This window comes from Streptomyces sp. NPDC111744 (assembly GCF_055634995.1).
Window position 1 is genome coordinate 1 of record NZ_JBVKCG010000032.1, and the last position, 11,895, is coordinate 11,895.

Genomic DNA, 11,895 nt, shown 5'->3' on the forward strand with positions numbered 1-11,895 from the left:
AAGCCTCTGGTTGTACGGACGTGATCTTCGCAGACCCGTTCCTACCAGGGGCTTCACTCATGCCTGACGCCGAGTCACCATCCCACCGTCCAACACCATCACGCACCGTAACCGTTACGTTGCCGAGAAGACTTCAATGAGCAGCGGTTCCGTGCACGGTCTGACATCATCGTGACCGGTTTCCTCGCGGAGCAGCCGTCGGAGACGGACTTTCATCAGTGCGGCGAATCCCAGAAACTGGACTGCGCGACGGGTGAAGTACTCGCCACAGAGACGGCCAACACCGATGCGATGTCGTTCCACCACTTCAATGTCGGAAACACCTTTCCCGACCCCGAGGGTGGCGTGATCGACAACCCGAACGAGTTCTGCGTCAATTTCCTCTACGACGGAGCTGCCATCAACCCCCTCGCACCGCCCGGAGCCCCCAGCGCAGACCTGACTGCCTTCTTCACGATTGATCCGGTTGGTCGTACGGTGTCCGTTCGGGGAGCGACCAATGCATACCCAGACTACGAGGCCTACACGAGTGTCGATGACGGCGAGCCCGTGGTCCTCCTTCAACAGAAGCACTCGCTCGGTTCCGTCGAAGGCCTGCCCGGTCCTGCCGACCAGCCGTTCAGCGTGACCGTTTCCGTGTAGGCGGCGGTCGAGGCGTCGATACAGGCCTGTACGGGCGTCCATATGGCTACGTACAGGCGTCCCTAGCGGCAGGTCTGCCGTTTGGAGGTCGATTCCTGTGATGGTCCCAAGAATCGTCACCGCCCAGCTCCTGGAACGGTTCATCTTCAACTTCAGGCTGCGCCCCGACAAGTTGAACGAACGGCTCCCCGCCACCTGGCTGCAGCCGCAGGTGTTCAACGGCTGGTCGGTGGCATCCTTCTGTGTTCTGGTCCTTGACCAGGTGACCCTGTGGCCGATTCCCCCGGTGGTCAATGTCCGCACTGTCTCCTGCGCCTACCGTTGCGGAGCCGTCGATCTTTCCTCTTCGCAGCCGGTCCCGACGGTGTACATCACGGATAGGAACACGGACCGGCCGCTGATCGCGACTGTTGCGCCCTTCGTCCTGAAAGACACGATTCCCCTCGTGAAGGCTGACGTGGCCCACTCCGAGGGCGTGACCGAGGTCAGTGTCAGCCACACCGACGGCCAGCGCCTGTTCTCGGCGCTCGTGCATGCGGCACCGAATCCCGGCGAGCTGGAGTCCGAAGTCTTCGATTCCCTCGAAGCCTTCGTCGCCTTCATCAAGGGAGGAGTGTCCAGCTGGACACCGTCGGTTCAACCGGGAATGCTCGCCCGCGTTGATCTGGCCAAGGAGGATGTCGGATACGAGGCCCGCACGGCCGACGTCGACTTCAGCGCACTCGAAAGTCTCTGGCGTGATGCCGACTTGACCCTCGACAGCGTGGTCCGAGCCACCGCAGGCCGCTACCGCTGGACCTATCGGGGATTGGCCAAAGCCGACCGTGAGGTGCGTTCGGAGGCGCCTCCGGACCCGGGATACGCCACGGCTGATCTGTTTCATTCCTGAATGAACGGTCCGCTCACGCTTTCTCGCGCCATCCACCCGCCGTCGGAAGACTCAGAAGACAACTAGTGCTCTGACCGCGTACGTTCGCCGGGTTGGTGTGGGAACGATTGGAAGGGCAGTGACGTCCGGTGCGACGCGTGGGCCGCTTCCTGACACGCCTTGGAAAAAAAGTTGCGGGCCGCTGTCGATCCGGCCACGTCCCGTTCGACGTCATGATGTGCGGCGCCTCGCCGCACGATGACGCGACAGGACCTGACGAGGAACACGTGGATCAACTGCTGAGAGTCATGAACTTCAACGTCTCGAGCGACGGAATCGGTGCCGGTGAGCACCAGAGTCTCGAGAGGCCGTTCGGCCACGACCATCCCGAGAGGCTGTTCGCCTGGGCCGGAGCCACGGCGAGCTGGCCCATGCGCACGGATCCCGGAGGGAGCCGGGGCCTGGACGACTACTTCACGCGGGACTTCGCACGCAACATCGGTGCCGAGATCATGGGCCGTAACAAGTTCGGGCCCCAACGCGGGCCCTGGCAGGACCATGAGTGGCGCGGCTGGTGGGGTGACGAGCCCCCGTTCCGCAGTCCGGTGTTCGTCATGACCCACCACACGCGTCCGTCGTTCACGCTCTCCGACACCACGTTCCACTTCGTCGACGGCGACCCGTCCACGGTCCTCGAACGGGCGCGGGAAGCGGCGCAGGGCAAGGACATCCGGCTCGGTGGCGGGGTCACCACCATCCGGCAGTTCCTTGATGCCGGCCTCGTCGACACCATGCACGTGGCGGTCTCGCCGGTAAAGCTCGGGTCCGGACTGCGACTCTGGGAGTCCCCCGATGAACTGCTCGACCGGTTCCACCTGGAGGTCGTGCTCAGCCCGAGCGGCGTGACGCACCACCTGTTCTGGCGAAGGTGACGCGAGGACCCACCCGAGTTCAGGCTGCGACCGCGAGGGGGCGTCCGCCCCAGCGGATGCCCTTCTCGCTGCGGATGCGCGCGCGTTCCTTGCGTTCGGCAGCCGGGTCTGTACGGTGAGCGGTGTAACTCCCGAGCCGGAAGCGACAGTTGATGACTGACGTGACGAGTGACATCGAGGCCGGGGAGGCCGCTGTGGGTGCGACGGGCACCGTGGATGACGGGCTGGTCGCCGAGCTGGTGGCCCGGGCCCAGGCCGGTGGGGTGAAACTCACCGGGGAGGGTGGCCTGCTGCAGCAGCTGACCAAGCGGGTGCTGGAGTCCGCGCTGGAGGGCGAGCTTACTGGTCATCTGGGGCACGAGCCCGGCGAGCGGGCCGAGGGCGGTCGGGAGAATTACCGGGCCAGAGATCCATGGCGCCGACCCACGGCTCGCCCTCGTAGTAGTCCGTGCCGACGCCGGGATGGCGAAACTCGATACCGCCGTGGATGTCCGTACTCACAGCGCCTGACAGTACAACTGCTCGGAGCCACGGTCTTCTGCATTGAGAGACCACGCTTGCTAGTGCTGTGACCGGGAAGGTTGGCCGGGTTAGGGCCTTCCGCCGGTGCTGATGGCCTCGGAGTATCGGAGTGTGGGGCATCAAGGGGGACTGTCCGACGCATTCCGGGCGGAAGCACGCGTTGAGTTCGCGTTCCTGGTCGAGGACGCAGGCTTCTCGGGCCCGGAGCAGACTGACGTTGGACTGCTCTTCCACAGCAGCGATCTCGACGTGGAGGTCTGGTTCCTCGACGGGCACGAGCCCATGGTGGCGACGCTGGTCGCCCCGGTTGCATCGGACGGAGTGAGGACCAGGGGAGTGTGGCTGGACGAGTTGTACGTCTTCAGTGGATGCGGTCCCGCTCAAGACGTGCCCGGCTCGGCCCCGACCCGTCGAGCCACGCTTAAGCGTGTCGATCAGCATGCGGCTGCGCTGCGTCGGCTCATGCCGCAGTTGCTCACCGCTGATGGTGCACAGCTCATTGCCCGCTGTCGCCCGGACTGACTGCGGCGCCCGGATCCTCATGTGGTCTTCGCTGCGGGGCGTCCGCCCCAGCGGATGCCCTTCTCGCTGCGGATGCGGGCGCGTTCCTTGCGTTCGGCGGCCAGGACGTCGCGGTGGCGGGCATTGGCGTTGCGCCAGCGCAGGTAGGCGTGCAGGGCCTGGGTCTGCACCGTGTGGTTGGGGTGATGGGAGTTGGCGATGGTGAACTGCCGCAGCGGTCCGAAGTGGGCCTCGATGGGGTTCGCCCAGGAGGCGTAGGTCGGGGTGAAGCACAGCTCGACCTTGTTCTTCTTCGCCCAGCGGCGGATGTCGGTGCCCTTGTGGGCGGAGAGATTGTCCAGGATCACGTAGATCGGTGCGCCGTCGGGCCGGGCGGCGCGGATGGACTTCAGCGCGGCCAGCGTGTTGACGGCGCCCTTCTTGCGCCTGTTGACGCCCCACAGACGGTCGTCGCCGACCGAGTAGCAGCCGTGGAAGTACCGCACGCCGTGGGTGCGGTGGTAGGTGGCAGGCAGCCGGTCGGGGCGTTTCCGCACGCCCCAGCACGAACCGGCGGTGGGCCGGATGCCGAGCGGGCCGAACTCGTCGAAGGCGAACACCCGGTCCGGAAAGCGGTCAAGGACTTCCTCGATCCTGTCCAGCTTCACCTCGCGTTCGGGATCCGGGGATTCCTTCCAGGTCTTGGTGCGCTGGAAGGTGACGCCGCGGCGGGCGAGCAGGCACCGTAACGCCTCGCGGCCGATGAGGATCACCCGACCGTGGACTTTGCGCAGGTAGGCGACGAGTTTGCGCAGTGACCAGCGGGTGAAAGGCTGGCCGAGTTTGGTGGGACGTGTGGTGGCCGCCTGGATGACGAAGTCCTCGTCGTCACGACTGAGCAGGCGGGGACGGCCTCCCGCCCACCGAGGGTCCAGACAGGCCAGGCCGATCTCGTTGAACCGGTGGATCACATCGCGCACGGTGTCCTCATCGGCCTGCACCAGCTGGGCGATCACCGGCACCCGGTTCCCGCCGGCCGAAGCCAGCAGCATCATCGCCCGCCGATAGCGCACCGAGCCGGTGCTGCCCCGACGCACGATCTGCTGCAGCTTCTGCCCCTCCTGATCGGTCAGTCTGCGCACACGGACAGGCTCAGCCACCACACATCCAGCTGTCGGACGGACATCACCGCACATCCAACCGCCACAACGGCCAACCCGGCTGGTCGACCGCGACACCGCCGTGCCCCGCACAGCAGGACCCGCCACCCCCTGTGCGAGGGGGGCCTGTGGGGAACCGAATATGGTGGGTGGGCGTCCTGAAAGCCATGATCAACGCTCCGAGGATGGCGGCACACGGGTGGAGACGCGGGGTGGCGGCTTCAGTAGTCGGGTTTGCGGCAGTCGTGGTTCTGGCCGGGTGCGGGAGCAGCACGCCGCAGCCGGTCGGGAATCCTGATCCGGGCGGACGGTTGCTTGCGGCGATCAAGCCGGTGCTTGCCGTCGCTCCGGCGGGGGCACATATCTCTTCGAGGTACGCGACCAAGCCGAGGTGGGACTCCTGTGATGGGATTGAGTCCACTTACGGCTGGGACGAGCCGACGGCGAACCTGGAGTTCACCGGCGGAGGCACGGACGCGCAGGTCGTCGCGCATCTGAAGTCAGCCCTGCGAAAGTCGGGTTGGACCTTCGATACCGCGAACTCCGCCCCCACCGGGCCTTGGTACTGGCACAAGACCGTGGCCAGGAATGTCCAGGGCACCGTGCAACTGCTGGGCGGTTCGGCCTTCAACCCCTCCGACTGGGACCTCCAGGCCACCACTCCCCCGGCCACCCACCCGGTCACCGGCTGTTGAACTGTTCCTCACCTCCTACAACCGCTTGTCGGCGAGTGCAGGAGAACTGAGCACTGCGCACCCAACCAAGTCATTCACGCAATCGTGGCCAGATCCACATTCGAAGAGCCTCATCAACCCGCACCTGCAGCCCGTCCACCGTGCCCACGCACGGTCGCCAGCTGGATCCTGACCCACCCCGACACCCTGCCGGAGAGCGAGCGGCTGAGGCTCAAATCTGTCCTGCCCGGCTGCCCCGAACCGGATGCCCTCACCGGGCACGTCCGCGCGTTCGGGAAAATACTCACCCAGCTCCAGGGTGACCAGCTGCCGCAGTGGATCAAGGCGGTCCGCGCCGACGACCTGCCCAGCGTCCACGCCTTCGTCAACGGCCTCGAACGGGATCTCGCCGCCGTCACCGCCGGCCTCACGCTGCCCTGGAGCTCCGGCGTCGTCGAGGGCCACGTCAACCGGATCATTCTGTGGAATCAGCGATGTCAAGCCGTGTGCTTGTGCATCACGTCGAGGTAGTGCCGATCGTGGTGCGGAACGTGGTGGTCCCGGCCAGGCAGGCTAAACACAGCGCAGACCTCGGCCGGCTGGGTGAGGATGCTCGACTGCTCGCCGAAGGTCAGGACAGGGTTGACCTCGTGGTGGCAGCCGGCGGTGTCGAGGGCAGTGACCAGTTCCTCGCGGAGCACGGTGGCCTCGAATGACTCGGCATCGGGCAGGACGAGCGGTGGGAGTTTGGCGGTCGAACCAGGCCAGAGGTTGATCCAGATGGCACTGACGGCTCGCTGCGTGACCACCAGTCGCAGCCCGTTCCAGGAGTAGGGGTAGCCGTCGATATCGGGCCCCTTCATGATGTGGGCGGGGTGCGGGCGCCCCGGGCCGAGCAGGTCTTCAGCCTCGGTCAGGGGCATCCCGCAGTGAAGAGGGCCGATCCGGCCGGTTCGGGCGAAGTCGACGAGCACGTTCATCAAGGTCACGGCCGTGACTGTGACACTCTCTTGGGCCTGTGCGCACTCCGATATCAGCGCGGTGCGGTGCCTGCCCCGCCCTGTCGGACGTCTACGAGCGGCAGAAGACGGGCTGTCGCCGGCAGGTCCAGTTCGCGTGGTGTCGGGCCGGCCGGAGTGGGTGTGTCGGCGAGGCGGTCGAGTAGGCGGTCCAGGGCCGCCTGGCCGTCGTCGACGGCTGCCTGCTCATCGTCGGTCAGCGGAATGGACACGGCCATCTTCTGCAAGTTGCTTTTGGCTTCGAGTAGTTGGGATCGAGTGGACTCCTTGGGGCTGTAGAAGTCGCAGCGTGCGCAGTCCATGCGGTGCTGGCATTGCTCGAAGAAGGTGTAGCTGCAGTAGCCGTGGCCGAGGTCGTAGTGCTGCCAGGGCTCACCGGTCGCGGCGGCGCCGGAGGCGACGGCGTCGCGGTCGACCAGGACCTCGATGGTGCGCACGTTGCGCTCGAAGTAGCCAGCTTCGGAGTAGGCCTTGGAGAGGGTGTTGGATGTGATCTTCGCGTAGTACTGGGTGGATTGCGGCGATCGGTGTCCGAGCCAGGCCTGCAGTTCGAACAGCGTCATCGGTTCCTTGGCGTTGTAGAGCTGGCTGGCGATGGTGGACCGGGCCCGGTGGCTGGTGATGTTCCCGCGGACGTCGGTGTCCGGGACTCCGGTCTTGCGGCAGAGCATCGGGATGATCGTGTTGTTGATGTAGTGCGTGGAGACGCGGCGGGCCCGGATGGCGGACAGCAGGTCGACGCGCTCGCCGGTGCGGCGGTCGGTGAACTTCGGCTGATCCGGGCGGACGGCCTGCCAGGCGTCGACGGCCTGGCCGAGGATCGGGTCGACCGGCTTGGTGAAGGCGGTGCCGGTCTTGTGGGGCGGGACGTCGAGGAGACAGACAGTGTCGCGGGCCAGGACCTGCTGGGAGTCACCGGTAATGGGGGTGCCGTCGTGCTGCCAACGGATGCAGCCCACTCTCAATCGGGCGATTTCGTTGCTGCGTTGTCCGGAGAACAACCAGGTCAGTGTAACCGCGCGGACCAGTTCGAAGGGGTAGAACTGCCCGGCCTGGGACTGTGGGAGATCCGCAGCTTCCAGGTTCAAACCCGCCCACAGAAGCTTCGCCCAGACCTCATCGGCGATCACCCGTGGGTCGGGGCCGAGGAGGGCTGTGATGCTGCGAGGGATCGCCAGCGCGCGCAGTGGGTCGAAGCTGCGGGGCAGCCACTCCCATTCCTGGCAGTCCCTGAAAAACGTCCGCAGCGCGGTGATCTGCCCGGCCTTGGTCGCCGCTTCGAGCGGCTTGCCGAGACGGTCTCCCAGGCCGGCCGTCCGCTGAACGTAGTCACCGACCCTCATCCGGTCCACGGCGGCGATCCAGGTCGCGCAGGTCTGCCGCGTCCAGTATCTCGGGTCAGCAGTGTCGGGCTGTTCCGCGGCTATCCACCGGCCCACCCTGAGGAGGGCGGAGCGCATGGCGCCGCGGACGCCCGGAGTGAGCGTAGAGGTGGCGTACCAGCGATCGACCCATTGTTCCCACGTCTTCGCGCCGCCGGTCGCCCGTGCCGACTGGCGGCCGGTGATGGGCTGCGGAGGATCACAGAATCCGAGTTCGGCAACCGCCCGCTGTGTGGCGTGCAGGGTGTAGCGCTGTGAGCCGGCCAGCATCTTCTCGCGCCGGACCCGGTCGAACAGCGAGGTGTCGAGATCCTCCAGATGCGGGCTCCGGTTGAGGAGAAGCAGCTGGCAGACGACCATCGGCAGCAGCGTGTCGTCGTCCCGCCCCAGTTGATAGCCCCAGGACGCGAGGACGGCGCGGATGCGGGCGATCTCGCTGGTCACCAGGCCGCGTCCGAAGACCCGCCAGGACAAGGTGAGTCGCTGGAAGCTGCCGAGTCGGTGGAATTCGTTGAAGGAGCCCAGCAGGTATGCGTGCGCGGCGAGATAGGGGCGGACCTCGTCGTTGACCCAGCCCGGGGCGTGCTCGTGGAACTCGGTCTGGTTGCGGCCGAGCAGATGGATCCACTCCTGCGGGGTCCATCCCCAAAAGGTTCGGCCAGTCTCCGCGCATCTGGTCAGCAGCACAGCGATCACGTCGAGCATCGCGCGTCGACGGTGCGGGGTAGGTGGCGAGTCCACAGCGGCGTTGACCGCCTCCAGCGGGACCAGCAGACGGTGGATCACCCGCCAGCCGGCAGCGGACGGATCGTGGTCCTTGAGCCGGCGCAGATTCCGCACCCCGAGTTCGCTCACTGCCACCGCCTCGGCGGGCCGGACCTCGACAGCAGTGTCGTAGTGGTCCGGGATGATCGGCCAGGACCAGCGTTCGGGCCCGTTCTCAGCTGGCAGGGCCAGGCGAGATGTGTTCACCGTGCCACCTCCGTTGCCGTGCCGTTCGGGGAGGTGAGCGCCTCTATTCGCCATGCATGGATGTGCTCCATACCGCGGGCGAGCTTGTCGGCCAGGTCCCGACCGGACAGATGGATGTACTGAAGCGTGGAGTCGGTGTGACGGTGTCCGGCGAAGGAAGCGATCGCCTGCAACTCCCAGCCCATCCGGGCCAGATCGGTCAGACACAGGTGCCGGGTGGTGTGGGTCGAGAACCGCGGGACACCGGCCGCCAGGGCGATCCTGCGGACCACCTTCGACCAGGTCCACAGGGTCAGCGGTTGTCCGTGGTTTCGCCGGGATTCCGACAGGAACAGCGGCCCCCTGGCCCGGCTGATCGTGGCCCGGTGGGCGAGGTAGGCCGACATCAGCACGCCGGTCGACGCCGAGTACGGCACCACCCGCTCCAGCCGGTTCTTCGTCGACTCCGCCCGCACCCTCAGCGTCCGGTGGGCCGGATCGAGGTCATCTGTCCGCAGCGAGCACAGTTCCTCTCGCCGCAGCGCGGCATCGTAGGCCAGGGCCAGCATCACCCGGTTGCGGACCGACTCCTCTCGCGCGACCTGCAGGATCCCCAGCCACTGCTGTTCGCTGGGGATCCATGGCAGCTTCGTGACCCGCGGCACCAGTCCGCGCTGCTGCCCGCCCTGCTGGCGCCCAGGGGTGTAGCGGCCGCGGCCGACCGGGTTCGACTCGCGCAGACCCTCCTCCATGAGGCAGTCGTAGAACAGGCGGACCGGCACCAGGCGCTGCTGGATGGTGGCGTTGGCCAGTCCCGACCCCGAGTCGATTGCCACCACGTTCGCCCCTCGGCGGTGCGGCCGCGATGTCAACTCCCGCACGTAAGCTGCAATGTGGGCGCGGTTAGCGGTGACCGGTTCGACGTTCTCCCGTTCGCACATCGCCAGGTACTCGGCCAGTCCGCGGGCGTAGGCATCGATCGTGCGGGGCGCACGTCCAAGATCCGTCCACATCATCAGCCAGGTCGCCGCCTGCTCGTGCCGGCCAAGTACCGGCCACATCTCCGTCAGCACCGTTGTGCCGCTCAAGCCATCTCCCAAGTCCGTGGTTGCACCGGGGAGACATGATCACCCCGGACAGATTCCACGTAACTTTTAAAATGATCAAGCGCCAAATGTACGGCCGGCCCGGCTTGGGCCTGTTGCGGAAGCAAGTCCTCCTGGCCTGACCGCAGCTCTGCCGCTCAACGAGCGGGTCCGTTCAGCTGATCCCGAGCGGCACGGGATCCAGGCCCAGCTTGCTCCGGCATGAGTCGACGGACCGGGTGACCCAGGCAGTCACGGCGTCGCGATCTGCCGCGATCGCGTGAAGCTCACACGCCTTCTCCTGGGCATCGACCATCCACGGGGACAGCGGATCCTCTCGAAGGACTCGCGCGAAGTGATCGCGGGCAGTGTCCGGGTCCCCGACCAGAGCGGCTGCGATCCCACAGTCGAAGCTGTCCCAGAGGAATCCCCGCCGAACCGGCCTGGAACCCAGGTAAGGGCTACATCCGGCAGAGCCCGGAACCTCTCTCTCAGCGCGGTCACGCTCGCAGCCGCCTGCCGACTGAGTTCGAGTGCCACCCGTGTGAACTGGTCCTCGGTGCGAAACAGATCGGAGCCGACCCGGACTGCGTCTTCATGGAATGCCAGGTGGTCCACGTCATGCCACAGCCACATCGCACCGACGTACAGACCACTGCTCGACGGAGTGAATTCCACAACCCCGAGCCACCATTCGTGATCATCGATCCACAGCCGCGACCGCCCGCGCTGGGCCAGGCCAAGCGGCTTCAGGGCCTCCCGTGCCGCCGAGGTGACGATCCGGAGGACCGGACTGCGATCTGCCATGACGGCATTATCGACCGTCCCACCGACACCCCATCGGTCGTGGCGGCACGTCACCATGCACGGAGGCCTTCAGCAACACTGAGCGTCACCACTCCCCAAAAGTTGGACCAGAACCCGAGTTTTGACAGCACTCGGCAGCTTGGCATCAGGCGGATTTATGGCGGGCGCCGCCCTCGATGTGGATCGTCTCGCCGGAGACAAAACCCGCACGGAGGAGCCACATGACCGTGTCGACGACGTCGTCGGTCTCGCCGTAGCGTCCGACGAAGGTCCCCGCCGCGCTCTTGCCCAACAAGCCGGTCTTTTTGTCACCAAGGCGATCCCATGCGCCCGAGTCCACGACACCAGGCGAGACGGCGTTGACCCGTACCGGCGCTAGATCCGCCGCGAGGCGCCCTGTGCCTGCTTCCTCCGCGCTCACCTTCACCCCTGCTTTCGACGAAACCGCCGGCCTGGTGGTGCACGCGTTCCAATGTATGGATTGTTGAACAATCCTTCAATAGGATGGTTCAACATCCCATCGTCTACTTCGCGGACGCGGAACGGCGGCAACCAACCGGAGGGCTGCAGGAGATGAGCTGGCATCAGTTCGAACAGGTCGACGACCACGGGCGGATCCTGTTCTGCGACGACCCCGCGCTGCAGCTCGAGTGCGTGCTGGGGGGCCTGGAGACCGCGGAAGGCACAATCACCATCGATCCCGCACAGACACCCCGCATGCCCACTGCCCTCTTCGAGTTCAGGCATGCTGTGGGCGTGGGCTACTTCGGGTACGTCGTGCCGAAGGGAGCCTCGCTCGACGAGATACCCGTGGAACCGCAGCTCGAAGGCGCCATCCTGTTCGGCATGAGGCGTCTACCGCCCGAGGTCTTCTGCGACCTGCCCTCGATCCCCGGATGGGAGCTGCACGAGATACCCGATGAACAGCCAAAACTGGATCGGTGCCTCGGGTACACCTACTCCCGGCTGGAACTGCGGACGCCCGACGGTGAGATCTACTCCCGGACCTGGGTCGCGCACGACCCCGAGTGGGCGGCCGCCGCCCTGCGTCACGGCTACGTCGTGTGCCTGTGCGGCATGGAACTGGGGATCCGCGCACCGTATGCGATGACCGAGGCGCAGCACACCGCAAGCATGCGCTACGAGGCCTTCCGCCGCGGATGCACGATGGGTCTGACAGTGGGCGGATTCGTCGCCTACGTCAACCACCGCTGACGCGCAACACCGAGCCGGCATGCATCGAGTACAAACCTTGCCGCGACGCGGCGTCCGAGCGGGCCCTGCGGACGATGTGAGGTCGACGTGCTGAAATCCCGGCTGTGAGGCTGTGCGGGCTCGGCTGCTACGAGTGC

10 protein-coding genes and 2 pseudogenes are annotated in these 11,895 nt (G+C 66.2%); 6 read left to right on the plus strand and 6 right to left on the minus strand.

What is annotated here, in order from left to right; all coding sequences use genetic code 11:
* Window positions 1-171 precede the first annotated feature (171 nt).
* From ACZ7OO_RS39640 to ACZ7OO_RS39650, 3 genes are all read left to right on the plus strand, one after another.
* Window positions 172-642, plus strand: coding sequence for a hypothetical protein (locus tag ACZ7OO_RS39640; protein WP_471512266.1), 471 nt, complete (start codon window positions 172-174; stop codon window positions 640-642).
* A 100-nt stretch (window positions 643-742) separates the two neighbouring features.
* Window positions 743-1,531: a hypothetical protein gene (locus ACZ7OO_RS39645; protein WP_471512267.1), complete on the plus strand. Its 789-nt coding sequence runs from the start codon at window positions 743-745 to the stop codon at window positions 1,529-1,531.
* Between the two features lie 266 nt (window positions 1,532-1,797).
* Entirely contained in the window at window positions 1,798-2,442 is a 645-nt protein-coding gene (locus tag ACZ7OO_RS39650) for a dihydrofolate reductase family protein (protein ID WP_471512268.1), read from the plus strand.
* A 19-nt stretch (window positions 2,443-2,461) separates the two neighbouring features.
* Here ACZ7OO_RS39650 and ACZ7OO_RS39655 read toward each other — a convergent pair.
* A pseudogene (locus ACZ7OO_RS39655) lies at window positions 2,462-2,560 on the minus strand (integrase); the annotation flags it as partial.
* Window positions 2,561-2,594: 34 nt separating this feature from the next.
* On the opposite strand from ACZ7OO_RS39655, the pseudogene ACZ7OO_RS39660 reads away from it, so the two are divergent.
* A pseudogene (locus ACZ7OO_RS39660) lies at window positions 2,595-2,843 on the plus strand (IS256 family transposase); the annotation flags it as partial.
* A gap of 660 nt (window positions 2,844-3,503) precedes the next feature.
* On the opposite strand, the gene ACZ7OO_RS39665 reads toward ACZ7OO_RS39660, so the two are convergent.
* Window positions 3,504-4,625 carry an IS630 family transposase gene (locus ACZ7OO_RS39665; protein WP_471512269.1) on the minus strand — a complete coding sequence of 374 codons (1,122 nt, stop codon included), beginning with the start codon at window positions 4,623-4,625 and terminating at the stop codon, window positions 3,504-3,506.
* Window positions 4,626-5,404: 779 nt separating this feature from the next.
* Between ACZ7OO_RS39665 and ACZ7OO_RS39670 the strand changes: the two genes are divergently transcribed.
* On the plus strand, window positions 5,405-5,830 hold the full coding sequence (locus ACZ7OO_RS39670; protein WP_471512270.1) for a hypothetical protein: 426 nt from the start codon (window positions 5,405-5,407) through the stop codon (window positions 5,828-5,830).
* On the opposite strand, the gene ACZ7OO_RS39675 is transcribed toward ACZ7OO_RS39670, so the two are convergent.
* The 4 genes from ACZ7OO_RS39675 to ACZ7OO_RS39690 form a co-directional block, all read right to left on the minus strand.
* The gene (locus ACZ7OO_RS39675; RefSeq protein WP_471512271.1) at window positions 5,797-6,288 is read right to left on the minus strand and encodes a hypothetical protein; all 492 of its coding nucleotides are present in this window, start codon (window positions 6,286-6,288) and stop codon (window positions 5,797-5,799) included. The genes ACZ7OO_RS39670 and ACZ7OO_RS39675 overlap by 34 nt on opposite strands.
* Window positions 6,289-6,332: 44 nt before the next feature.
* On the minus strand, window positions 6,333-8,672 hold the full coding sequence (locus ACZ7OO_RS39680) for a tyrosine-type recombinase/integrase (RefSeq protein ID WP_471512272.1): 2,340 nt from the start codon (window positions 8,670-8,672) through the stop codon (window positions 6,333-6,335).
* The gene (locus ACZ7OO_RS39685) at window positions 8,669-9,739 is read right to left on the minus strand and encodes a tyrosine-type recombinase/integrase (RefSeq protein ID WP_471512273.1); all 1,071 of its coding nucleotides are present in this window, start codon (window positions 9,737-9,739) and stop codon (window positions 8,669-8,671) included. Before ACZ7OO_RS39685 ends, ACZ7OO_RS39680 begins: the two co-directional genes overlap by 4 nt.
* Before the next feature lie 949 nt (window positions 9,740-10,688).
* Entirely contained in the window at window positions 10,689-10,964 is a 276-nt protein-coding gene (locus ACZ7OO_RS39690; RefSeq protein WP_471512274.1) for an SDR family oxidoreductase, read from the minus strand.
* Window positions 10,965-11,116: 152 nt separating this feature from the next.
* On the opposite strand from ACZ7OO_RS39690, the gene ACZ7OO_RS39695 reads away from it, so the two are divergent.
* On the plus strand, window positions 11,117-11,758 hold the full coding sequence (locus ACZ7OO_RS39695) for a hypothetical protein (RefSeq protein ID WP_471512275.1): 642 nt from the start codon (window positions 11,117-11,119) through the stop codon (window positions 11,756-11,758).
* Window positions 11,759-11,895 lie beyond the last annotated feature (137 nt).

Excerpts from the sequence above, each read along its gene's own strand:
- ACZ7OO_RS39695 (WP_471512275.1), top strand. The coding sequence starts at position 11,117 with ATGAGCTGGCATCAGTTCGAACAGGTCGACGACCACGGGCGGATCCTG.
- ACZ7OO_RS39645 (WP_471512267.1), top strand. The coding sequence starts at position 743 with ATGGTCCCAAGAATCGTCACCGCCCAGCTCCTGGAACGGTTCATCTTC.